Source organism: Shewanella frigidimarina NCIMB 400, assembly GCF_000014705.1.
Taxonomy (GTDB): Bacteria; Pseudomonadota; Gammaproteobacteria; order Enterobacterales; family Shewanellaceae; genus Shewanella; species Shewanella frigidimarina.
Window position 1 is genome coordinate 4,042,708 of sequence record NC_008345.1, and the last position, 25,447, is coordinate 4,068,154.

General features: G+C 40.7%; 19 protein-coding genes. 9 read left to right on the forward strand and 10 right to left on the reverse strand.

The annotated features are described in order from the left end of the window. Nucleotides 1–104: 104 nt before the first annotated feature. The 3 genes from SFRI_RS17505 to uvrD are packed head-to-tail and all read right to left on the reverse strand — an operon-like array spanning nucleotide 105 to nucleotide 4,137. The gene (locus SFRI_RS17505; RefSeq protein ID WP_011638832.1) at nucleotides 105–1,022 is read right to left on the reverse strand and encodes an alpha/beta hydrolase; all 918 of its coding nucleotides are present in this window, start codon (nucleotides 1,020–1,022) and stop codon (nucleotides 105–107) included. Between the two features lie 33 nt (nucleotides 1,023–1,055). Next, complete coding sequence (gene ubiA, locus SFRI_RS17510; protein WP_011638833.1) at nucleotides 1,056–1,916, reverse strand: 4-hydroxybenzoate octaprenyltransferase; 861 nt, start codon at nucleotides 1,914–1,916, stop codon at nucleotides 1,056–1,058. Nucleotides 1,917–1,953: 37 nt separating this feature from the next. Next, on the reverse strand, nucleotides 1,954–4,137 hold the full coding sequence (gene uvrD / locus SFRI_RS17515) for a DNA helicase II (protein ID WP_011638834.1): 2,184 nt from the start codon (nucleotides 4,135–4,137) through the stop codon (nucleotides 1,954–1,956). A gap of 433 nt (nucleotides 4,138–4,570) precedes the next feature. On the opposite strand from uvrD, the gene SFRI_RS17520 reads away from it, so the two are divergent. Next, the gene (locus tag SFRI_RS17520; protein ID WP_011638835.1) at nucleotides 4,571–5,449 is read left to right on the forward strand and encodes a LysR family transcriptional regulator; all 879 of its coding nucleotides are present in this window, start codon (nucleotides 4,571–4,573) and stop codon (nucleotides 5,447–5,449) included. Between the two features lie 170 nt (nucleotides 5,450–5,619). On the opposite strand, the gene SFRI_RS17525 is transcribed toward SFRI_RS17520, so the two are convergent. The 3 genes from SFRI_RS17525 to SFRI_RS17535 all read right to left on the reverse strand — a co-directional run bounded on the left by SFRI_RS17525 (nucleotide 5,620) and on the right by SFRI_RS17535 (nucleotide 8,162). Beyond that, on the reverse strand, nucleotides 5,620–6,558 hold the full coding sequence (locus SFRI_RS17525; protein ID WP_011638836.1) for an SPFH domain-containing protein: 939 nt from the start codon (nucleotides 6,556–6,558) through the stop codon (nucleotides 5,620–5,622). Beyond that, complete coding sequence (locus tag SFRI_RS17530; protein WP_011638837.1) at nucleotides 6,558–7,487, reverse strand: SPFH domain-containing protein; 930 nt, start codon at nucleotides 7,485–7,487, stop codon at nucleotides 6,558–6,560. The genes SFRI_RS17525 and SFRI_RS17530 overlap by 1 nt, the downstream gene beginning before the upstream one ends. 213 nt (nucleotides 7,488–7,700) lie before the next feature. Further along, a complete protein-coding gene (locus SFRI_RS17535; RefSeq protein ID WP_011638838.1) occupies nucleotides 7,701–8,162 on the reverse strand; it encodes an NfeD family protein in 462 nt (153 codons plus the stop codon). Between the two features lie 491 nt (nucleotides 8,163–8,653). On the opposite strand from SFRI_RS17535, the gene SFRI_RS17540 reads away from it, so the two are divergent. Then, nucleotides 8,654–9,406, forward strand: coding sequence for an outer membrane protein OmpK (locus SFRI_RS17540; protein ID WP_011638839.1), 753 nt, complete (start codon nucleotides 8,654–8,656; stop codon nucleotides 9,404–9,406). A gap of 186 nt (nucleotides 9,407–9,592) precedes the next feature. Here SFRI_RS17540 and udp read toward each other — a convergent pair whose 3' ends face one another. Further along, a complete protein-coding gene (udp, locus tag SFRI_RS17545) occupies nucleotides 9,593–10,351 on the reverse strand; it encodes a uridine phosphorylase (protein ID WP_011638840.1) in 759 nt (252 codons plus the stop codon). Nucleotides 10,352–10,792: 441 nt separating this feature from the next. Between udp and SFRI_RS17550 the strand changes: the two genes are divergently transcribed. After that, nucleotides 10,793–11,014 carry an HP1242/YdcH family protein gene (locus SFRI_RS17550; RefSeq protein ID WP_011638841.1) on the forward strand — a complete coding sequence of 74 codons (222 nt, stop codon included), beginning with the start codon at nucleotides 10,793–10,795 and terminating at the stop codon, nucleotides 11,012–11,014. Between the two features lie 62 nt (nucleotides 11,015–11,076). Here the strand turns inward: SFRI_RS17550 and SFRI_RS17555 are convergent, their stop codons facing one another. Next, a complete protein-coding gene (locus tag SFRI_RS17555; RefSeq protein WP_011638842.1) occupies nucleotides 11,077–12,252 on the reverse strand; it encodes a type III PLP-dependent enzyme in 1,176 nt (391 codons plus the stop codon). 358 nt (nucleotides 12,253–12,610) lie between these two features. Between SFRI_RS17555 and SFRI_RS17560 the strand changes: the two genes are divergently transcribed. Next, on the forward strand, nucleotides 12,611–13,444 hold the full coding sequence (locus SFRI_RS17560) for a mechanosensitive ion channel family protein (protein ID WP_011638843.1): 834 nt from the start codon (nucleotides 12,611–12,613) through the stop codon (nucleotides 13,442–13,444). 611 nt (nucleotides 13,445–14,055) lie between these two features. Then, nucleotides 14,056–15,273 (forward strand): ribokinase, encoded by a 1,218-nt coding sequence (gene rbsK, locus SFRI_RS17565; protein WP_041413735.1) that lies wholly within the window; start codon nucleotides 14,056–14,058, stop codon nucleotides 15,271–15,273. 137 nt (nucleotides 15,274–15,410) lie between these two features. Here the strand turns inward: rbsK and SFRI_RS17570 are convergent, their stop codons facing one another. Further along, nucleotides 15,411–16,385 carry a nucleoside hydrolase gene (locus tag SFRI_RS17570; protein WP_011638845.1) on the reverse strand — a complete coding sequence of 325 codons (975 nt, stop codon included), beginning with the start codon at nucleotides 16,383–16,385 and terminating at the stop codon, nucleotides 15,411–15,413. A 598-nt stretch (nucleotides 16,386–16,983) separates the two neighbouring features. Here SFRI_RS17570 and SFRI_RS17575 point away from each other — a divergent pair. Then, the gene (locus tag SFRI_RS17575; protein ID WP_011638846.1) at nucleotides 16,984–17,400 is read left to right on the forward strand and encodes a hypothetical protein; all 417 of its coding nucleotides are present in this window, start codon (nucleotides 16,984–16,986) and stop codon (nucleotides 17,398–17,400) included. Further along, nucleotides 17,397–17,591, forward strand: coding sequence for a helix-turn-helix transcriptional regulator (locus SFRI_RS17580; RefSeq protein WP_011638847.1), 195 nt, complete (start codon nucleotides 17,397–17,399; stop codon nucleotides 17,589–17,591). The genes SFRI_RS17575 and SFRI_RS17580 overlap by 4 nt, the downstream gene beginning before the upstream one ends. An 82-nt stretch (nucleotides 17,592–17,673) precedes the next feature. Here the strand turns inward: SFRI_RS17580 and SFRI_RS17585 are convergent, their stop codons facing one another. After that, the gene (locus SFRI_RS17585; RefSeq protein ID WP_011638848.1) at nucleotides 17,674–18,447 is read right to left on the reverse strand and encodes a radical SAM protein; all 774 of its coding nucleotides are present in this window, start codon (nucleotides 18,445–18,447) and stop codon (nucleotides 17,674–17,676) included. A 540-nt stretch (nucleotides 18,448–18,987) separates the two neighbouring features. Here SFRI_RS17585 and SFRI_RS17590 point away from each other — a divergent pair. Continuing rightward, complete coding sequence (locus SFRI_RS17590; RefSeq protein ID WP_011638849.1) at nucleotides 18,988–21,156, forward strand: nuclease-related domain-containing protein; 2,169 nt, start codon at nucleotides 18,988–18,990, stop codon at nucleotides 21,154–21,156. A gap of 218 nt (nucleotides 21,157–21,374) precedes the next feature. After that, nucleotides 21,375–25,412: a P-loop NTPase family protein gene (locus SFRI_RS17595; RefSeq protein WP_011638850.1), complete on the forward strand. Its 4,038-nt coding sequence runs from the start codon at nucleotides 21,375–21,377 to the stop codon at nucleotides 25,410–25,412. Nucleotides 25,413–25,447 lie beyond the last annotated feature (35 nt).

Sequence of the window (25,447 nt, forward strand, 5' to 3'; positions counted from 1 at the left end):
GAATATAAACGTGAAGATACAAGTTGTTAACATATCAGCAAACATTAGTTTCACTGCTATTGATTGACGCAAAAATTGTTACTAAAAATTGCCGAAAATGGGTATCAAGATAAGTTGCGCTTAAACAGCCAAGTTAAACCATGAATGGCGGTGGTAGGAAAAGCCATAGAATGATCGGCCTCAGGGATAAGCAGCAGCTTGAGTGCTAAGTCACCAGATTGCGCCGATGGATGGGATTGGAGGAGTTTAAAAAAAGCCTGCGCATCAGCCACCATATGATGATTATCGGTATAAGGTGGTTTTTCTAATTCGCCAATGCCAATAAACACCTTGGCAGATATTGCTGGTGTTTGACTAAAACGCTGAGCAAACTGCTGCAATAATTGTTTATTGTCAAACCACAGAGATGGACTGCCCAATACGTAATAATTAAATAACTTTGGCTGTTCTAATAAAATATAAGCACCCATTAACCCACCTAGCGAATTACCCACAAAGGTGTTTTGTTGGGTATCGACCCGATAGTTTTTTTCAACGAAGGGCATAACAACCTGACTGATATAAGCAACGTGTCGCTTGGCCTCGCCAGTGGGTAGTTTCCAACTCGCATCGTGACTTGGGGTATAGTCGCGGATCCGACTCGCCGAACCTTTGCTTGGCCTCTGATAGCCTATGGCGACTAAAATAGCTTGCTGCATCAAGTTGCTGTTCATTGGAAATCGCGTCGCACCAGACACTACTTGCAAGCTATACATGGAGTCAGTCATATAGATTACAGGGTAATGATGAGTAATATTGTTGCGGTAATCTTTTGGTAATTTGATCATCACTTGATAGTGGCGATCGCCATCTTTAAGCACAAATTGACGGGTACGAGGAATATTGACTACTGCAGCGGTGGAATGCACATCGACAGCGTTGCTTGTTAAGTCAGTCAGTACAGCATCATTGTTAGCTGACGCAATGGCTAGAGATAACCCACAACACATTATCGTGCCGATTAACCTATAAATTGTTTTCATGCATCCCTGCCCTATGGTAATAAACCACAAACGTTAAATCATATAATCCAGCGCAAGTGCAATAAACAATACCATTCCGGCCCAGTTATTATTTAAAAAGGCTTTAAAACATGGTGCACGTTCACGACCAAAAATTAATCGTTGCTGATACACGGCAAAACCAATAAAGCTGATAATGCCCAAGCCATAAATAACCCCACGGTCGGCCACCAGCCCAGCCATTACAAAACACCCTAATGCAGCAAGTTGAAACACACCGATAATTTGTCGATCAAAGCGACCGAATAAAATAGCCGTTGATTTAATGCCGACTTTTAAGTCATCGTCACGGTCGACGATGGCATACATGGTGTCGTACGCAACCGTCCAACACCAATTGGCCATAAATAACCACCACGCTTCAACAGGCACTTCACCAAGTTGAGCGGCATAAGCCATTGGAATTGACCAACTCCACACAATGCCCAAAAACATTTGTGGCATGTTGGTCACCCGTTTCATAAACGGGTACATCACCGTTAAAATAATCCCCACCACAGATAACTGCACTACCAGTGGATTAAGCCATAATACCAAGCAAAACGCAGCCAAACCTAAGAGGGTAAATAGAGTCAGAGCCTCTTTAACAGACACTTCCCCCGACACCAACGGTCGCATACTCGTACGCTCTACATGAGCATCTAGTTTACGATCGGCAAAGTCATTAATAATGCAGCCATTGGCGCGCATAATCACCACGCCAACAATAAAGATTAACAGCACCTTAATATCTGGCAGCCCTTGAGCCGCTAACACCAGTGCCATTAAACACGGCCATAGCAGCAGCAAGGTGCCAATAGGCCTATCAATCCGCATTAATCGTGCATAAGCACGAAGCTTATCTTGCAATGACATTGGTGTCATCTCTCCATGATTTAGCAAGCGAAACACATTAACAACGCTCTAATTTGGCTAACGACACCAACAGCCATTTACTACCGAAATCAACAAACTCAACCTGCACACGTCCTTTTTCACCAGAACCTTCAAAACTAGTGACAACACCTTCACCAAACTTAAAGTGCTTCACTTTAGAACCCACTTTATGACCGGTGTCGTTAAAACCATGAGGTTTTTTAGTGGCAACCGTAGCCTTCGCAGGAAAACGCTGACTAACTGACGGCTTAACCTGAGCACGTATACGGATTTGCTCAACAAACTTTTCGGGAATTTCGTTAATAAACCGTGATGGGCTAGCATAATCTTCACGGCCATAAATACGACGAGACTCAGCATAACTGATGTACAGTTTTTGCATAGCACGGGTCATACCGACATAACACAAACGGCGCTCTTCATCTAAACGATCGCCTTCATCTAGTGCCATCTTACTCGGGAATAATCCTTCTTCAACGCCAGCCATAAACACCATTGGGAACTCAAGCCCTTTGGCTGAATGCAATGTCATTAACTGCACGGCATCGGTAAAGGCATCAGCCTGACCTTCGCCAGCTTCTAATGCTGCATGAGACAAAAAGGCATTAAGTTCGCCCATGTCTTCAAGTTCTTCAGGCATTTCAAAACTGCGCGCAGCAGTAACCAGCTCGTTTAAGTTTTCAATTCGCGCTTGAGCTTTCTCGCCTTTTTCGGCCTCGTACATGGTACGCAAGCCTGAACGATCAATCACATCATCAGCCATCCGGTACAGCAACATATCTGCCGTATCAGTTCGCATCGCAATAATCAGTTCCATAAAGCCATTGATGGCATTAGCGGCACGACCAGCAAGGACTTTTTCTTCGATTAAACTCACGCAAGCTTGCCACAGAGTCAGTTCATGCTGTCTGGCGGTTGAGCGTATAATATCCAAAGTACGATCGCCGATACCACGAGCTGGTGTATTCACCACACGCTCGAATGCTGCATCATCATTTTGGTTATTAATCAGACGCATATAGCCCATAGCATCTTTAATTTCTTGTCGTTCGAAGAAGCGCAGACCACCGTAAATACGATACGCTAACCCTTTGTGTAAAAAGGCTTCTTCTAATACTCGCGATTGCGCATTTGAACGATATAAAATGGCACATTCGCTCAAACTACCGCCCTTTTCATGCCAGTCGCTAATGCGTCCAACAATGAATTTGGCTTCATCCATTTCATTAAAGGCGCAATAAACCGAAATGGGTTCACCATCTTTATCTTCGGTCCATAACTCTTTGCCCAAACGATCTGGGTTATTGGCAATCACAGCGTTAGACGCATTCAAAATATTCGCTGTTGAACGATAATTTTGTTCTAAACGAATGGTGGTTGCGCCTGAAAAATCTTTTAAGAAACGATGTAAGTTTTCAATTTGTGCGCCACGCCAACCGTAAATAGATTGATCGTCATCACCGACAATCATCACATTGGCGGTATTACCGGCTAACACACGGATCCATGCATATTGAATCGCGTTAGTATCTTGAAACTCATCGACTAAAATATGACGGAAGCGTTCTTGATAATGTGCCAATAAATGCGGCTTATTGAGCCATAATTCATGAGCTCGTAATAAGATTTCGGCAAAGTCGACCAAACCTGCACGATCGCAAGACTCTTGGTAAACCTTATAAATATTCAGTAAATTCTGTTCAATCGGAAAGCCGCCCGCATCGATATGCTTTGGACGTAATCCTTGGTCTTTTTTGCCATTAATATAACCTTGGGCCTGACGAGGAGGATATTGCTTCTCGTCTAAATTAAGGCTTTTTAGAATACGTTTAAGTAAGCGTAACTGATCGTCAGAATCGATAATCTGGAAACTTTGCGGTAAATTGGCGTCTTGATAATGGGTTCGCAATAACCGATGCGCTAAACCATGGAAGGTACCGATCCACATCCTACCCATGTTAGTGCCCACAACCTTTTCCACCCGTTCACGCATTTCTGCCGCGGCTTTGTTGGTAAAGGTGACTGCCAAAATAGAATATGGACTTTGTTGTTCAACTTGCATTAACCACGCAATACGATGGGTTAATACACGGGTTTTACCACTGCCGGCACCCGCTAACACCAACATATTTGAAAGTGGCGCGCCGACTGCCTCACGCTGTTTATCGTTTAGGCCGTCTAATAATGATGATACGTCCATTTTTCCTCCCAGAAATCTGCGAGGCATTATATCTTAAATAGCGAGATAATGGCGTGCAATACTTCAGCTATTTTATGCCAGCTATCACCTTAGGTAACAGAGTGAGTCCATTGACGACATTAATATCAAAGTCACTAAAATCACTTACTTGTGATGCTCTAACCGCGAAAACACACCTAAATTGACAAAGCTGTAAGCGAAAATTACTATATAAAATAAACAATTAATTAATGTTAGCGTTAAGTAATTGGCCTATTAGTCAATTAAACACTCAAATTCATGACTAAAGAAACAAGATTACGTTTGTTATTTTTGTGGCGAGTCTGTTCGGTTAATATGTCGGTTTATGATCGATATGTTCAATGCCATTAATACTAAAAAGCCCATTAAAATGGATTTATTACCCACAGTTTTTGCTGTATAGGTTGCCATATTGAATATCAAAGATTTAGAGCTATTCATTGCTGTAGCAAAGTTAGGCAGTTTTTCGAAAGCTGCAAAATCTTTTGATACTCGCAGAGCATTAGTCAGTCGCCGTATTGGAGAAATAGAAAAACAGCTCGGGGCACCATTATTTACTCGCACAACTAGAGTCATGGCCTTAACCTCTGCCGGTCGACAATATCTTGCTCAAATCGAACCACTGGTGAATCAATTAAATCATGCCGGATATGTGTTTAAACATCGCCATGATGAAGTACAAGGTAATTTACGCATTGGTTTATTGCCTTTCGTCGACAAGTTGATGGATGAATATATTGCTCACTTCATTCATGCGTATCCGCAAGTCCAATTAGAGGTGTTAATTGTGTCTGGTGGCAGTAAAGAGCTCAATCGTTTAGGGCTCGACTTGATTATTGATGTAGGTGAAGTTAACGGCGCCAACATTGCTGTACACAAACTGACGACTTTTGAGCGTAAAATTTATGCTAGCCCCAGTTACCTAGAAAAGTCATCACTGATCGAAAATACCGATGACTTACAATATCATTCATTACTAGGTTTTAGAGATGCACATGGGCAACTAGAGCAGACCTGGCATTTTCAGCACGCAAACGTACCAACACATTATAAAGTTATCTGCAGCGACTTTAACTCGTTATATCACTTATGTTTAGCTGGGGCGGGTATCGCTTTATTACCTCATGTTATTGCTCACGAGGCGGTAAATCAGGGACGATTAATCAATGTTCTGCCGCAACACAGCATTGGCTTTGCCGACATCAGCTTGGCCTATTCTACCAAAAGTCCTCAATCGCCTGTAGCAAAGGCCTTTTGCGAACACTTACTTCGGGAGATGGTTCCCTGTTAAAGCGATAAAAGCGGTAAAAGCGGTAAAAGCATAATTAAAACAGACTGCCGCGGTAAAGGTATAATTTAAATAGACGGTGGCGGTAAAAACAATAAAAAAGGTTAGCGAAGTCGCTAACCTTTTTTATTGTAATGTTCGTCACGTGGTGGCGAACATAGCAGTGTTAACGATTATTTCTTATCGTCTTTTAAGCCAATACTTTGCATCCAGTATTCAAAATTAACTAGATTACCCGGTAACACAATACGGCTATCAGGTTTGCTTAAACCATCTAACTGCTTCATATATTGCTCACCAAGCTGCATACGTAATGCACTTTGTCCGCCTTCAGATGAAATAACCACCGCTAATCGTTCTATCGACTCTGCAGTTGCTTTCGCTAAAGTGAGAATTTCTTGCGCTTTACCTTCGGCCTCATTAATGCGGCGCTGCATTTCACCTTCAGAGCGGTTAATGGTTTCTGCCATCACACCTTCTGAACGATTAATTTTACTCTGCTTATCACCTTCACTTTTGGCTAATAATGCCCGACGTTCACGCTCGGCATTCACCTGCATTTCCATGGCATTTTTAACTGTTTCTGGTGGGGTAATATTTTTAATCTCGTAACGATGCACTCGAATGCCCCACATAGAGCCAGCTTCGTCGAGAACTTCAACCACTTTGGCTGATATCACATCACGTTCTTCAAAAGTACGATCTAAATCTAAGGTACCAATCACAGAACGTGTAGTAGTTTGAGCGAGTTGAATAGCAGCATAACGGTAATCGGTAATACCATAACTTGCTTTAACGGGATCGGTAACCGAAATATAAATCACCCCATCCACTTCAACATTAACTTCATCACTCGAGAAACATTCTTGTGGCGGTACATCAATAGTTTCTTCTTTTAAGTCGTGGATATAAGCCACTTTATCAAGGAAGGGGATCAGTGCATGGAAGCCTGCATCTAAGGTGCTGTGATACTTGCCTAAACGCTCAACAATGTAAGCCGACTTGGTCGGTACAAGACAAATAGACTGGAATAATTTCAGTACAAAAATGGCAAAAATAACGCCCCAGATAGCCATCACAATCAAATCAGTATCAATTCCGTTAATCAACATTAGCGTGCTCCTTTTGCTGATGAGTTTGATACGGCATGAGTCACTTGCTCCATACCTTCAAAAAAGCCTTCTAGCTTGGCCATTTCCGCTGGCACAACAGAAACTTGAGCTTCAGATAAAATTTTGCCCACTTGGCCAATAAACTGTTCTTTAAGTAACATGTTCATAGCGTCATCGCCGCCATTTACTGTTAAGGCTTTGCAGATCATTTCCATGCCTTCAGCTTTCGCGTTAGCAATAATGGAAATTTCTTGCCCTGTACCTAAAGCCTCGTTAATACGCTTTTGTTTTTGACCTTCAGATAAATTAATCGCTTCTTGACGTTCACCTTGCGACATATTGATCATTGCAGCTTTTTCAGCATTCGCTAACGTGATTTCAGCACGCTTACGGCGTTCTGCTTCCATTTGTTTTTCAAGGGTGTGAATAACCTTCATTGAAGGCGAGATATTTTTAATCTCATAACGTAATACTTTGATCCCCCAAGGATCTGAGGCTTTATCAATTTCACGCACAATGGATTCATTCAAACTGTCACGCTCAGAAAACGTTTGCGACAAAGTTAGCTTACCAATTTCAGAACGCATGGTTGTTTGCGCTAAGTTAACCGCTGCACGGCGATAATTTTCAATACCATAGCTGGCAAGCTTGCCGTCCATCACCTTAAGGTAAACTAAACCGTCAACTTCCAATTGGGTGTTATCTTTTGAAATACAGCTTTGCGGTGGCACATCTAATACTTCTTCACGAGTGTCGTGGCGATAAGCAACCCGATCGACAAAAGGGACAAGAAAATGAAACCCTGGCTCTAGCACGGTACGAAACTTACCCAAACGCTCAATAACATGCACTTCACGCATTGGCACAATTAACATGAGTTTGAACAAAATAAACATTACAAATAAAAAAACGATTGTTAACACAAACATATCTACTCCCTTTTAATCTGACTTTCCTAGATAACACTTAACGACAATCGCAACACGACAACTTCGACACAATATTTACAAAACAATAATTGCGAAACTACAATTACGACACAATATTCATATCATAATAAACTGAATTTATTACACTTAAGTACTCGATAACCTCAACTCACAGTAACAACTCACGGCAACAAAAGCTTATCAACTAAATCGCTATACAGAATCAATAATCGGTTCAACAACAAAAGCTATATTATCCCGACAAATGATCCTGACTTTGGTGCCTTTTTTTATCACAGTACCATCACCTAAAGCAGTCCAATCAGTACCCAAACAGCTAATTCGACCGGTTTTTTGACCAGGGCCAATGGCTTGTTTAACGATAGCGACTTGATTATAGAGATCCGCCTCTTCATCAGTATTGTCGACATGAGAATCGCCGCCCACTAAACGCTGGGTCACATGACGAAAACTCAGTAATAACACCATTGAAGCCATAAACCATAATGTCAGACTTTGTACCAAGCCATCAATAATGCCAACAGCTTGTGCTGATGCGACAATAACGCAAGCCGCACCTAATAAAATAACGATACCACCCGGAATGATAATCTCCGAGATCATCAATAACAGCCCAAGCACTAGCCAGACTGCAATCGGATTTGAAAGCTCCATATTCTCCCCCATAAATGAGAATGTCCGTAAATTCACTATAACAGCTTTATTTATTATTGCGACATATTATGTCAAAGCGTTGTTACGAACAGTAAACGGGACAAACAATTCATCAACTTACCATTACCGCAAGAATGTGTATCGCTAATAATGAGTATTCCTATCAAAACCTATATTGCTGCAAAGTGACGTCTTATTTATCACCATAGTGATATTCGTTAAAATTAGATAACAGCGCCAATCAAACACTTTATGCGTTGCATCACACTAGCAGTGTTAATACCTGCCATAAGATTATATTGATGATGAAAACAATGAAATCTGTACATTCTAGTCGGTTTTAATTGTGCTCTTTCAAAATATTGAATATATTGCGCCCCATTGTGCACGATTGGGAATAATAGGTCACAGATTTAGCCTCGATCGCTATAAAACTTACCTTTAAACTGTCAAAATTGACGTATCTGATCATTTTACTAACCGGAAGAAAAATGAAAAAAATCTGCCTTTTAGCCACACTTGTACTCTCACAAAATGTTTTTGCTGACGATATAGTCCAATGGTGGGATGTTAGCGCAACTGTCTTGCATGGCGAAAACTATGACTTAGCACCATCAGAAAGACAAACTACCATCACCTTAGAAACAGCCGGTGGTTGGAAGTATGGTGATTGGTTTGCATTCCAGGATTTTATTAATTTCAATGGTAATAATAACGGTGTTGATAGCACGACTTATGGCGAAATATCTCCGCGCTTTAGTGCTAGCAAAATATTGGGCCAACAAGTGAGCTTTGGTGCGATAAAAGATGTCTCTTTAGCGTTAACTTACGAAGAAGGCGAAGGCCCAGTTAACAGCATGCTTTATGGTATTGGTGTGGACCTTGACGTGCCATTTTTTAGCTACTTACAACTGAACACTTACCGTCGTGATGCAATAAGCAGTGGTAATATCAGTGATGGTTGGCAGTTTACGCCAGTATTTAGAATCGACATGCCAGTGGGCAATGCCAATATTATTTTTGATGGTTTTATTGATTGGGTATTCTCTGCCGACAACAACGGCTACGACGAAAACCTGCACATCAATCCACAAATAAAGTATGACTTAGGTAAAACATTGTTTGGTGATCACAAACAAAACAAACTGTTAGTGGGTTTTGAATATGATTACTGGCAAAGTAAATACGGTGTTGCGGGTATCGACCAAAATACCTATTCAATTATTGCGCAGTATCATTTCTAATTTATGCCGCTATTGATATAAGTTAGATAACAAAAAAGGTGCCTAGGCACCTTTTTTAATGATTACATTTCAACACTCATTGATTTGAGGCAATTTGTTTTGCGCAATCAGTTTTAACACCATCAGCCTTAACACAATCTGTTTTTACACAATATCTTGTTTTGACGTGATGGTTAAAACGTTAGCTTAAGCTAACAATTTTTTCGCTGCTGCTACAACAATAGACACTGCACTTACTTCAGTCTTCTTCATTGTCGCTTCATCAGGGATCTCTTGCTGTGTGCGGTTTACAATAACACCGGCAACACATGCTGCACGCCAACCTTGAGTTGCACACATTGTAAATAGCGTAGCTGATTCCATTTCATAGTTCAGCACACCCATTGACTGCCACTCTTTCATAGAGCCAACATAACGCTGAGTAATGCGACCAGAAACAGTATCGTAACGCTCTTGACCTGGATAGAAAGTGTCAGAAGAAGCAGTAATACCAATGTGCGGCTCTAAACCAGCGTCACGACAAGCTGCAACCATAGCAGTGGTACATTCAAAGTCTGCTGCTGCTGGGAACTCAAGCGGTGCAAAGTGTAAGCTTGCGCCATCTAAACGCACAGAAGCTTGAGTCACAATCACATCACCCACGTTTACGTGCGGTTGGATTGCGCCAGTTGTACCTACGCGTAAGAAAGTTCTCACACCTAATTGTGCTAATTCTTCAACCGCAATAGAAGTTGATGGTCCACCGATACCAGTTGAACAAACAACCACGGCTTTGCCATCGATATAAGCTAAGTAGCTTGTGTATTCACGATGGCTCGCTAAGAACGTTGCGTTGTCCATTAGCTCAGCAATACGCTTAACACGCTCTGGATCACCAGGAACGATTGCTAAGGTAGCGCCATCTAACATTTTTTTAGTTAATCCTAAGTGAAATACATCGGACATTGTGAAAACCCCTTTCAGTTTTGAATATTAAATTCTTATAACCCAGACTTTAACCTAGTCTTTAGGCGGATAAGGTTAACTTGATCACATATAAATTCATAATAGTTAATATTCTTTCGTTAAATTATTACTAACATATGTCCAAAACCCACCAAATACACTGATTTCAGCATAGTTAAAGGTCGATAAAACAACAAATATCTTATCTCGCCTAACAATCATTAACGTGATTTACATCAAGTTAACCTCGCAAAAATGGTTTTAGGCTGAAGGTAAGCGTAACCAATGAGCATAAAGTTAATCAGTATTAGATTCAACACATCTCATTTTTCAAACTGTATTTGGTGCTGAAGTAAGCATCATTGTTATTGGAATAACATCTTGTTAATGCAAAGTGAAATGAGCCCTAAATCTACTGACACAACTTACAAGGAGTAACTTATGTTTCCAGAGTACCGAGATTTGATAACTAAACTTAAAGTAACCGATAAGCACTTTATCAAAAAATTTAACGACCACAATCAACTCGATGAGCAAATTACCGCACTAGAAAAGACCAGTAGCAGTGATGCGACAACTGAATTAAAACTAATGAAAAGCACGAGATTACATCTTAAAGAACAAATATTGGATATTTTAAAAAGCCATCAGCAAGAGGTTTAGACGCGCATAAAAACAAAGGACGCTAGTGCGTCCTTTATGATGTTGTCAAACTACACCATCAATTAAAGGTAATAATCTTTAAGTGGTGGGAAGCCGTTAAAACATACTGCTGAATAGGTCGTGGTGTAAGCACCAGCGGTTAACCAGTACATGCGGTCACCAATGGCTAAATCAACCGGTAAACCATAGCTATAGTGCTCATACATAATATCTGCACTGTCACAGGTTGGACCGGCAATGACACACTTGTCTAACTCGCCTTTACGCTCAGTATAGATTGGGAATTTAATCGCTTCGTCCATGGTTTCAATTAAACCAGAGAACTTACCCACATCTGTAAATACCCAGCGCTCTAATGCAGTGTTCGACTTACGAGAAATCAATACCACTTCAGATACTAATACACCAGCATTTGAAAGCAAAGAACGACCAGGCTCTAGAATAATCTCTGGTAATTCATCACCAAAGTCTTCTTCTAGGAAATGCTTAATCTGCTGAGCATAAACACCTAGCTCGTTCGTTTTGTCCATATAGTTGGCAGGAAAACCACCCCCTAAATTGATCATCTTTAGTACGATGCCGTGTTCTTCTTTTAAACGGTCGTAAATACTTTTCACTTTACCGATAGCAGAATCCCAAGCACCGATATCACGTTGTTGCGAACCCACGTGAAAAGAAATGCCATGCGGTTGCAAGCCTAACTCTTTTGCCAATACTAATAAGTCGTACGCCATTTCATTTTGGCAACCAAACTTACGTGACAAAGGCCAGTCAGCTGTGTGTGTACCTTCAGTTAAAATACGCAAGTACACTTTTGAACCAGGAGCTTCTTCAGCAATCATGCGTAAATCGGCTTCAGAGTCTGAAGCAAACATACGTACGCCTTGTTCAAAGAATGATCGTACATCGACACGCTTCTTAATGGTGTTACCGTAGCTAATACGGTCTGCAGAAACACCTATCGACGTTACCATTTCAAGTTCGTAAATGGATGCGATGTCAAAGTTTGAACCTTTATCTCGCAACAAGGTTAAAATTTCTTTGGCCGGATTTGCCTTAACCGCATAATAAATATTTGCGAAAGGAAAATTGTTAACCATATCATCGTATTGTTTCGCAACGATTTGGGTGTCAATAACTACAAATGGCGTTGGCTTATCTTTAGCAAATGCCTCAATGCGGTCAAACGTGTCCTTGTCATAATAATCTGCAACATCAATCGATTGAAATTGGCTCATTAGGCCAGTGCCTCCTGTAAGTAGGGCGATAAAAGTGTCATTACGAATCTGTAAAAACATGCGCAGTAAACGATATTTCCAATCAATACGCAACGAATTTTTATGCAAAAAGTATAATTTTTTATTCTTCGAGAAATATCAATAACACGCAACGCATTACTCGTTTAATTTACAGCGTTATTGATTGGTTTCTGCGCCTAGAAAGTATAGACATTTGCCAGAAAAATGCCCATTAAGTCGTTAAAAATATTTTCACCGTGATGGCACTTAACACCCATCACAGATTTACACCTTAGAGTAAAAAGTTGTTATCATCCAATTTGATAACATCTTAACGTGCTTCAATAAGGAACATAGAATGAACGAACCCAGTTTAGATCAAGAGCTCCAACAACTGCAAAATGTCTATAGCGTCATCACTGAGTTTGTTGTTGAGTACAGCTTTCAAATTGCTGGTGCGATTATTATTTTCTTATTGGGGCTTTGGGTGGCAAACAAAGCGGCCAATGTTGTCGCTGCTCAACTGAAAAAACATAACATTGATATCACCCTCAGTAACTTTGCTTCCAACTTAGTTAAAATCATCATTATTGTGATGGTTGCCGTTATCTGTTTAGGCAAACTAGGGATTAGCGTAACGCCAATGGTGGCTGCTATTGGTGCCGCTTCACTTGGAGCTGGCTTGGCATTACAAGGAATGTTATCTAATTACGCAGCCGGCATTACCATTATTGTCACCCGCCCTTTTGTGGTTGGAAATACCATTGAAATTAAAGGTGTCGGCGGTGTGGTTGAAATAATTAAACTGGGCCAAACCATATTAACTAATGAAGAAGGCGAACAAATTAGTATTCCCAATAAGCACATTGTCGGCGAAATTTTACATAACTCATTTGCTTATAAATTGGTTGAAAACAAAATAAATATTGATTACCACGCTGATGCCGATCATGTTATCCAATTAATTAATGACGTACTTGCCGCTGCTCCGGCAATTTATCAAGACAAAAAACCATTAGTCGGCATCAATGGATTTAATACTGTGGGTATAGAGATTGGCGTACGTTACTGGGTTCCGACAACACGCTATTTCGAAGAGAAGTACCACACTAACCTCGCCATAATCAAAGCACTCAATCAAGCCAAAATTAAGATACCTTGCCCGGTAAAGGAAATACATTTACAGCACTAGTTTTAGTGGCACTAGTTTAGTAACGAGAGTATTAACAGTGCTAGTATTTACAGTTCTAGTGTTCACTCTGCTGCCGGTACTCTTCATCGTGTAAAGTATTACGATTGTAAGTGCAACAAATAAAACGCCAATAAAGCAGCCGTTGCAGTTTTTAATCCATTCAATCTCACTGGCCCTAACAATCGGAACTGGGCCAACAAACTATTGCCGCCAATGGATATTCACCCGAGGCTCTATTGAATTCGCGCTGTAGTGGGAAGCTCCGCAAAAAATGTAATGAGAATGATAGTGCCGATGCAATAAGTAAGAATAATCAACAAGTTTACCCCTGTAAGAACACTTACTCACCTACGCTTACTCTCCATACATTTATTATCCAAAGCTACTGCGAACAGTATGAATATTATAGTGTGTGAAATAACCCAACCTCTTCTTTATTATGTACATTCAATGAAGCTCATGCAGCTAAGCTCATTGAATTTTTGTTGTCGAATCATTCACTAGCCCCAAATTGCCAATAACGGATAGCAAACGAACCAACTCGTTCACTTTGCATGTTAAGCTCTTGTCTTTATCACAACTTATTTTCTGCAAAAGCACTATATTTCATTATGAAAAAACTAAGTCGAAATGAAAGACTGGCTGTTATTCTCAAGTTGCTTAACATGCATAAAGAACTGTCTAACCAAAAAATATCCACATTACTGGCGGTAACCGCTAAAACGGTTCGTTGTGATCTCGTTCAACTGGAAAAAGACGGCCTGGTAAAACGAGTTCATGGCGGAGTCAGTCAGTCTGAAGGGGTGGATATCAAAAAGTATAGCTTGGATGCCATGCTGGCAGAATTACTCGACCGCAGCATACTGAACGACAGCATGGCACTCGACTCAAACCAAGGTAGATTAATCAAAATGAAACATAATGTATTTGTACTTGGCTCATTCAATGTCGATATTGTTGCGAATCTAGCACGTTTCCCCCAACCAGGTGAGACCTTGCATTCAAGTAGCAGCAGTATTGGCGCTGGCGGCAAAGGGGCAAACCAAGCTTATGCTGCGGCTAAAAATGGTGCCAATGTTAGCTTCATGACTAAAATTGGTACTGATCAATTTAGCCAATTTGCGCGCCAACATCTCAGCAGTACCGGCATAGACAATACGATTATCCTCGAGTCCTCAACTAGCCCGACTGGTACCGCGCTGATTTATGTTAGTGAACAAGCTGGCGAGAATATGATTGCGGTCAACGAAGGCGCAAACATGACGCTGACCGATGATGAAATACACTCAGCCAAACAGCATATTATTAATGCACAACTGTTTTTAACCCAACTTGAAACCAACTTTGATGCTATCAAGCTCGCGATGAGCATTGCCAAAGACAACGGTGCTAAAGTAATCCTCAATCCGGCGCCATATCATCAAAGAACTCTCGAGTTATTACCTTTAGTTGATATGATCACTCCTAATGAAACAGAAGCTTCGTTAATGACTGGGATCGAAGTAACCGATCTAGACAGTGCTAAGCAGGCCGCTATTGCAATACATGCCTTAGGCGTAACGTCGGTGGTGATTACTCGCGGATCTGATGGGGTATTACTTTATGAAAACGATCAATTTACCCTAATCGAGGTGTTAAAAAGCGCGGTTGTAGATACCACTGGTGCAGGCGATGCTTTTAATGGCGCTTTGGTCGCCGAGCTTGCTAGAGGCAGTACACTGCATCAGGCCGCTAAATATGCCAACGCTTATGCGTCACTCGCTGTTGAGCGCCTAGGCGCAGCAAACATGCCAGATGGCTCACTTGTCGCAGCTAGACTTAATGCTTAATAGCGAGTGCTGATTTCTAATGTAAAGCGCTAATGTAAAGCACTAATGTAAAACACTAGAGTCGAACGCCCATGAAAAAGCGCAGTGATTACTGCGCTCATTTGTAAGCGGTATTAGCCCGCCAGATGCCGACAGTGCTATTTCAATCTTACGGCATAATTGATAATACTGTGGCGATATAATTCCAACAGTTCGGCATCTTTCACCGTAACAGCAACCTGTTGTGGCGACTGGTTCATCCATTCATCATGCGGGTAAACACGGTCATCAATCTTCTGAATGGTCATTCCTTCGGCAACACCATCGACAACCACTCGTATTGGCCCTTCTCTAAGCGTGAACAACTCTGGATTAATCACATAGGCAATGGCGGATGGGTCGTGCACATGGCAAGCATCTAAGCCCACTTTTTCACTATAAAACCTCAAATAGAACCGGCTAACATCCCAAATAAATTGGCCAACGTCGCCTGCATTGTCACGTAATTGGTCAAGATAATCACGAGTAAAAAAGCTTTGTTCAGTCACGTCTAAACCAATCACAACCACAGGCCATGAGGCCGTCAACACCATATCAGCAGCATGAGGATCATCGTGTACATTAGCTTCGGCAAAAGGGGTCACATTACCGCGATGACCGTTCTCACCAAAAGCGCCACCCATAATGACCACCTTGTTAACTAAGTCGACAATGCTTGGGTCAGCCTGAAGCGCTAGCGCAAGGTTAGTTAACGGACCGATGGCCACTAAAGTAATCTCACCAGGCTCCGCCTTTACAGCGTCAATGATGTATTGATACGCAGGCCGCGGATCAGCTTGTCCTTCTACTTCAGCTGGGACATTCACATCACCAAAGCCACCTTCTCCGTGTACAACGACAGTTGGGCCAACTGGAGGTCGAACGATAGGCTTACTCGCGCCAGTGACAATATCGGCTTGCAACTGAAATTTTTGTTTAAGATAAAGCGCGTTACGGGTCGCATTTTCAATGGTTACATTGCCATAAATAGTAGTAATACCCTTAAGTTCAATATCGGGGTGTGCTTCGGCAAACAGAATAGCAAATACATCATCAATACCGGGATCTGTGTCTAATATTATTTTAGTTTTCATGGGGATCACTGTCCTACTTTTATTAAGTAAATCGATACACTATAAGGTTTTACTGAATATCCTGCAATGAGACTCACAGGCCTTTCAATGCATACCAACAAGATATTCGAAGATGATTAACGACTGCGACAAACGAACTGTTACAGGGTCCTGAGAGTCATTAAAGCCCTTGGCACTATACAAAAATAGTGCACAAAGAAGTGTGATTGCTCGTCAAACTTTTATCTGTAAATGAACATAATGGTTCACTTACACGCGTGCAACTAACTATGACAAATGCATCAGCGATAACATCACTTTATTAAACACCTACAGATATTCATTTCAGGCGTAGATGAGTAAATCCACTCTACAGCTTAGTTTTGCCGTCAATACATTCATTAACCTAATCTGGCTCAATAAGTTAGTTTTTAGCTGCAATGCACTAGTCCAATCATTTTGACTCAGTCATTAATGTAACCTCTTAACCCGAGTTGAAGTTAATTTACAACACATCGAAAAGTAAAGCTTACTTGACACCCACTAATAGATTGCTATAACTTAAAGTCAAGCTTAGTTGACATAATGACAACTAATCACGACCAAAGGGATGTTGATAATGTCACCATTAACACAAAATCAAGACTGGAAAAATACCAACAAACATAATACAACTCGTTTAGCTACATGGACCCTAGCGTGGGTGATAAGTATGGCCGTCGCTAACTTTGGTCCACAATTTATTTGGCAGCAAGATTTAATCACCATAATGGCCATAGGCACTAATTTCATGATGGGTATTGGGATGATTTTAGCCAATAGACGCCAACTACTTGGCTTAGATGAATTGCAGCAAAAGATTCAATTAAATGCGATGGGCCTCAGTCTGGGGGTGGGGCTAATTGTTGGCTTGAGCTACTCAAATTTAGACACGACAAACTTAATAGCAGGTCACGCGGAAATTTCTCATTTGGTGATCATTATGGGGCTAACCTATTTAGTCGGTATTATTCTAGGCCATAGGAAGTATCAATGAAAAATCGCCTAAAAGTGCTCAGGGCAGAACAAGACTTGACCCAAGCACAACTAGCAGACTTACTTGATGTGTCCCGGCAAACAGTCAACGCGATCGAAACCGGTAAGTTTGATCCGAGTTTGCCATTGGCCTTTAAAGCGGCACGTTTATTCAAGTTACCGATTGAAAGTATCTTTGAAGACGAGCAATAAAGCTAAGGCTGTCACTAAGCAGAAAATACAGGCTAGTTAATTAACCCATTCAATAAACTGGTTAGTATCATTGTAAATGCCGCTACAAACCCCGGTGCCATTCTTGTCGCAACGGGATCATTCCGTGTAATGCCTGCTCAATTTGAGTGATTAATGCAGACTTATCTTTGCCTAAAATACCTTTAAGCACTAAATAGTTCGAAGCATGATCTGAACGAAAAATGGTTTTATCCAACTTCAGATGGCTCAATAGCGTGTGCATTTCTGTCAATAAACCGCTTTGATCTGGCAATACAAACTTACCATCAAAAACATTATCCATGCGCTCAGTTCCCAGCGGTAATGTTACCACCAGTGTGGATAAATAATCGGGCTGAGCCGCATTCATTAATTCAGCAGAGGCTATCGCATGTTGACGAGATAACTGCACACCACCTAATCCCATGAGAATCATCACTGATGATTTTATGCCTGCTTGGCTAATCTTCTGTAACGCAGCTAAAGATGAGGCAAACGTTTCGCCTTTTTTAATGCGTCCAAGCACTTCATCATCACCGCTTTCACAGCCAATATACAAAATAGATAAACCCATTTGTCGTAATTGTGCTAATTGCTCAACCGTTTTATTGCTTAGGTTACGCGGGAGACAATAACTGCTAATCCGAGTGACATGAGGCAGATGAGTATTAATCAATTCACAAATCGCTTTTAAACGATTAAACGGTAACGTCATCGCATCACCATCGGCTAAAAAAACACGGTTAAATGGATAACCAGATGCGGCAGCAGTAATAATATCATCTTCAATTTTATCGAGTTTCTGTGCTCTAAACTGTTTTTGTGGCTGGGTATACATGCGTTCAGTATCACCCCCAAAAGAATACCAAGTAAGGCGGTGAGTGAGATTCAATTTATATTATCCATTAAATTACAGTAACTAATAACAAAATAAATTGGTACCAAAAATAGTATATCAAAAGGTTAGTATACTATTACCAATAAATAAATTTGAATACTACTTTGTAGTTCCATGTGAAACTGGCCGTTATATTTGAGCCTAACCAACTTATTTTTGGACAGGAATGTGTCAGCAGCCTTGCTAAATTAGCAAGCAGCCGATTACCTCAAGTAGTAAGAAACTCGGCTTAGAATAAGCCAACAAGCCCCACCTTTGATCGTAAAAATCGAAAAAATTTTCAAATAAGTTCTGACTTCCACTAACTGACTTATCACCTTTGTGGGAAGCATTTGACAAGCCTTTGAACATCAGACAGAGTGCCTTAAAAACTAAATTAAAGTTTTAATTGGTAGCACTACGGTCTAATTTAACAGTCTACATCATAGGCTTAACTCATATGCGGCATATAGGCATTGAATACTAAAAGGCGATTAAGCAATGACGATAAGAAAAGAACAAGACATTTTCGATGAGCTAGAGCACTTATCGTCCAAGGAAGGGTTTATCGATGTTTTATCATTCTTATGCTGGAAAGATACATTCGTCCACGGGAGAAATGGCATCATAGATGAAGATGCCTTTGCCAATAATTTTGATCGTTCTAAATTATGCCGCACCGAGCTAGCCACACTATATGGTTTGATGTGTAAAACTGGAGTTACTGGTAATGGCCTAACAATCAATGAAATAGTTGAATACGCCCAACGGGTCTATGAGTTATTCGAAGAGTTACATCGGTCATTCTACAATGCAGAGGACTTTGAGGAAACGACTGAAAAGCTAGAATCATTTAAGAATTTAGCAAACGGTTCCTCGTTTATGAGAGAAGCTATATTTTATAGTGGAGAGAGCGTTTTTAAACATCAGTATCGTGATTTAGTAAAAATTAGATACCAAAAAGACAACCCATGGCTCAAGGAGAATAAAGGGTTCGTAATTGAAGATGCCATATCCGTTTTAGAAGTAATAGATAAGCTTCAATTGGAAAAGCTAAACACCTTAGTTCCTAATATTTTTCAAAAGGACAATCAAGCTCCCTTTTCATCAGCCTTTTGCTTTAGCGCTGATGAACTCCATAGGCATTCAGAGCTTAGCAAAGAAGTCACTTTCAATGTTCTTTCTGCACTGTCTGCGTCGCCAACTAGTGGTATGAATGGGTTCTCAAGCGTTGATGATTTCAATCATAGAAACGCCTTTCCAATCGTAAAGTTAGATGATGGTTTATATGCTTCATTTTTATCATTTTCTAATTGGGAGTCTCTATATGAAAGCCCCTTCTTTTGGTTTAATACCGATAGTAGCTATAAGGGTACTGCAAGCGATCACAGAGGAGAATTCACAGAAGATTTTACCGCTGACCGTCTAAGAAAAGTGTTCCCGCCTCAAAATGTATACACCAATATTGATATATACGATGGGAAAAACAGAGCGGGTGAAATAGATGTTCTGGTAGTCCATGGTAAATATGCAATCGTGATACAAGCGAAATCAAAGAAGCTTACTATTCCAGCCCGCAAAGGAAACTCAAAACAACTTAAGTCCGATTTCAAAGCCGCTGTTCAAGATGCTTATGACCAAAGCTACCTTTGTGCAGAGCTGTTACAAAGGAAAGATGTTAAGTTTAAAGACGCAGAAGGAAAGGTTGTTGCTTTGGGTGATGACTACGAATCGATTTTCCCTGTATGTATTGTTTCCGACCATTACCCAGCTCTAGCCTCCCAAGCTCAACACTTCTTGAGGCATACCGTAACGGAAACTATCAAGCATCCATACGTAATGGATGTGTTTTTGATAGATATGATGACAGAAATGTTAAGCTCACCATTGTATTTTTTAGATTTCGTTACCAAGAGAAGTGACCATGGTGATTCAATTCATTCTAATCATGAATTAACAACACTCTCCTGCTATATCATTCAAAACCTATTTTTTGACGAAAACCCAGACATGGTAATACTTGATGATGACGTCTCTGCATCACTAGAATTATCGATGTTAGCGAGGCGTGAAGATGGTTTTGATCATATCCCTAAAACGCCAAGAGGAATTCTTACAAATTATTCTGGAACCCTCATTGGTAACATTCTTGATGATATCAAAAACTCTTGTGACCTTGGCCTCATGAAATTAGGATTCCACATTCTGTCACTCAGTGAAGGCTCTGGAAACATCATTAATGATGCTATTTCGCAAATGGTTGATCTACACAAAAAGGACAACAAACATCATGACGCGACCTTACCAATACTGGAAGCAAAAAAAGGCTTAACAATCCATGTCAACAATGATGAGGATGAGGTCTCTGGTAAACGTCTAGTAGCACACTGTGAGAAAAGAAAGTACACATGTAAAGCAGATGAGTGGGTAGGTTTATGCTTTAGTCCCGTGTCATCAAAATTTAGGTTTGCTACCTATCATTGCTCAAAATGGGAACCTTCCGTCAAGATGGATAAAATAGTAGAGAGCCTACCTAAGATAAGTGATGCACATGAAGTAAAAAATGGGAAAGTCGACTTTAAAGCTAAGCAGGCCGTTAGGAAAAAAATAGGGCGTAACTCATCATGTCCCTGTGGTAGTGGTAAAAAATTTAAACGATGCTGTATTTAACTTACGCTAACTGAATTTAACCGATGGTAGAGCGAACTAGGGCTTACCAGTACTATGATAAACACCACTTACCTCAATATATCTAATTTACAACAATAATTTAGTGGCGTTATCTTTGGCGTATAAATAGAGTGGCCTGGAACATTATCGTACTGCTATTGAATAAGCTGTTATTCGATTGAAAAACCAAAGTTGTTAAACGAGGAAATTATCAGAATATGAAACCAGAATTCTTAGGAGCCAGAGCTTCCAACACAGGCGATGATTTTCATGAGTGGTGGGCTCTTCGTTTAGCATTACAATTGCTAGCCCCAGATACAAACTTAGAAGCTGTAACTGTTGAAGGTGTAAATCTTGATGAGCAAAATGAGATAGGGTTAACGGAATGGGACTCTGTCGATTGTGGCTTATTTTATGGTGGCTATACAGTAGAAAAAGCTGAAAAAGTTGTAATTGAGCAGTTAAAGTATTCACCATCAACACCTGAAAAGAACTGGACTGTTTCGGATTTAACAAGTTCCAAGTCGAAGTCTTCAAATAACAGCATTATCAAAGGACTTGCTGATTCATTTAGTGCCATATTAAAAAAAAGACCAGATCTGATCAGTATCAGTGCGTTAACAATCAGGCTAGTCAGTAATCGACCTATTGGTGCTGATCTTAAGAAATCACTTTCCGATACCAGTAACAAAAAACATGAAACACTGAGGGTTGCCAGTGGCCTCAATAAGAGAGATTTTAAGAAATTCATTATGCTTTTTGACTTCTCTGATTGTGGTACGGGGTCTCGTTTTGAGCAAGAAGAAAACGCGATTAATGAAATTTTAAATCTAACACATAGTGCTGATCGAGGGTTTGTGTTGGACTTGAAAGACCGTATTCACAAGCTTATGCTACCGGAGGCTACAGGAAGTTATATCACTAGAGAAACAGTGCTTACATGGATGAATGTGTCTGATCCTCTTGCTTTATTTCCATGCCCTTCAAGACTCAAGCCAGTAGAAAATACAATTAACAGAAATGTAGCTGTTGCGATACAAACTGCAATGGTTAATGGTGATCAATTTATCTGCCTACATGGCGAAGGCGGTAGTGGCAAGACGACCGTACTAAAACAGGTTGAATGCTTATTACCTGAAGGCTCAGTCATGGTTACATATGACTGTTATGGCGCTGGCACTTATATGGATAGTGAAGCATATCGGCATAGGCCGAAAGATGCTTACTTGCAAATAATCAATGAAACCTCGGCTCGATTGCGATTACCCTTGTTGATTAGTCAGGGTTCTTGCATTGATTTTCTCAAGGCCTTTTCGTTAAGAGTCGAAAGTGCGAGCAAAATTCTAAAAGCACAAGCCGACGATGCATTGTTGGTCGTCGTTATTGATGCTGCGGATAATACTGTAACGGGTGCTAAACAGTGTAAGCCGGAAGAAATCAGTTTTGTTCATGAGCTGATTAAGATCGGTAATCTACCAAGTAATGTTAGGCTGATGGTCTCAGCGAGAACTGGGCGTTTGGATTCGTTATCTATTCCTGTTAAATACATCCCGGTAGAGATATCTAACTTCTCAATGGAAGAAACTGCGCTAAATGTACTTAACCAATATCCCAGAGCAACCGAAGCATGGATAGAGGATTTTCATAATTTATCTAACCAGAATCCACGAGTGCAAAGTTACGCATTCGACTACGCGGATTCAGAACCGGGCAAAGCGATTGAATTTTTAAGACCCAATGGAAAGGGGTTGGATCAAATCTTTGAAGCTCGATTTGAAGAGGCGATTTTGAAGGAAGGTAATTCTGAGGTCTTGTCTCTTGTTTGTTCATCGTTAATAGCACTACCTGCACCTGTTCCAAAGCAACATTTAGCTAGTGTTGTGGGGATATCAATAGAAAGGGTTAATGATATTGTCTCTGACCTTCCCGGAATGCGTGTTCTTGAAGATAAAGTAGGGTTTCTTGATGAGGATGTTGAATTTTTTGTTAGAGAAAAGGCGCAACCAAAGCTTTTGGAAGCTTATAAGCGTTCAGCTGCACATTTCAGTGCCAACCATCAAAGTGACGAGTATTCCGCCATGCACTTGGCTTCAGCACTATTTTCAGCTGGGAAAGGCCAAGAAATCATAAAAATCATTGAGCAAAATGAAGCGCCAATAGCTATAAAAGACCAGATAATTCGCAGGGAAGTACAACGTCAGCGATTACAACTCGCAATGAAAGTATGTCGTTCAGCAGGCGAGCCAGCAGATGCGATATTTACTTTGTTGGTTGGGGCTGAGGCGATCAAAACAGATGATGCCGTAGAGAAAATTATCGCTGAGAACCCTGATTTATCCGTCCATTTTGCGTCTGATACTGTAGGCCGAAATATACTTTACTCGTCAAAAACGTATGAAAGCCATGGTAGGTTCTTATCGCATATTGTTGCTCGTGATGCAGCTGACAGAGACTTTATCGCTGCCCGCGAAAAGAAACGCATTTTTCGTGAATGGATGAATCGAAGAAGTGAGGATATTGAACGACAAAAACTCGAACAAAGCGAGCATCGATACAAACATATAGATGCGTGGCCATTAGAGCTTGAAGATATTGCCGCCGTTGCGCATTCAGTGCTAGATATGGAGGGATACGAGGCTGCATACGAGTTCATTTGTAGCTGGAAGCCGAAAAGTCTCCATTACAAAATCGCGTTCAGGTTAGTGGATCGCCTATTGCTATCGGGCAAGGCAGTCACAGTTCAAGAATTTTTGGATAGTGGCTGTATTCCAGAGCCTTGGTCATCACTATTCAACTTACCTTTAGCGCTTGTCGGTCATGACATTAATTGTGCAGCTTTTGAAAAGTCACTATGCAGCAAGGAAATACTGAAGTATTGCGATCTAAAAGAGCTGGAACAGCACACCTCTGAAGATGCAGATGATTTCAGATACGCGGAAATGCTACTTAGTGGCTGTGAAATTTTGGCTGCCAATGGGGTGGACTTGTCCTCTGTTGAGCCAATCCTTGAATATCTATGCCCTGATAAATGGCGTTTAGTCAATAACATCTACATACACAACATTCTTAAAAACGATGTTGCTTTTAGAGCATACTCTTTGTTGACACGTAATCGTGGTCTCGATGTCACAGTGGAGTCCTATTGGATTGATTCGGCTATACCTGATGATCTTGATGAGCCCGAAAAAAATAAGCAGAAGCAAAAGTTATCGAAAAAACACAAAGAGATAAAGGAAAACCTGTCAGCTTTAATATCTGTTTATGCTGTTAGAGCGGATATATTGCTGTCCAATATCATGCCTAAAGATGCTGAAGAGAAAGTTAAGTCTGCACTAGGCTCTTTGTTTTCAAATTCCTGGAGAATATCCAGAGAGCACTATTTTGAATCCATATGTAGTCAGCTCTCTTTATCTGTAGCTAAGCTATCTGTTGTACCTGGTATCGATACTAACACAGTGCTAACCCTAGCTAAGGGAGCGTTTAAACAATGGCCATCAGTGTTTTCTTCCGGTCAGCATAAAGTTATTGAAAACCTGATAAAAATACCGGAGTTGAGGCCGTCAGTTGTTAAGGATATTTACGACCGTTCAATTGAAGTAAAAGATCTAAAAACAGCAGCAAGTGAAAAAATCAGCATTCTTCTAGATTTGTCCAGAATATTGCTTTTTGTGGATAAGGATGAAGCTAGAGAAGTTTTTAAAATTGCAGTTGATATCGCTAATGATGTTGATGTCGATGCTATGCATGATGTGGCTCTTTTTTCAGCGTTATCCAAAAACGCCAAAAATCACTTTTCACCCAAAAAATCGCAACAAATAGCGACTCAAATGTCGGCAATAATAATCGAATACGGCACTCTACTTAAAGGGTATGAACATTTTCCTTGGGGCGATGCAATTTCTGCTGTTGCTATATTAGATATAGCAACAGCAATTAGACTTATTGGGTATTGGGAAGATTGTGATTTAGTTCAAGCCAGCGATACCCTACCTGCATTGATGTCTACAGGGGTTACAGAAGGAACTATAAACTCTGCGCAGGCTGCATCTTTGCTTAATTTCTGTGATGATTTGAATGATGAGCTTGTTACTAAACTGGTGCCGGTTACAAGCGTTCAAGAAGCCAGTCAACTGATAGAGGAAATCGCAAAAGCTGAGTTATTGAGATTCAACAGGAGCGGTAGTTCCAAAGTATGCCAGATGCTAAATGAGCTAGTTGCATATTCTCATGCATCGCGATCACCTAATACCATCTAAGCCGATCACCTAATACCATTCATCGCGATCACTCA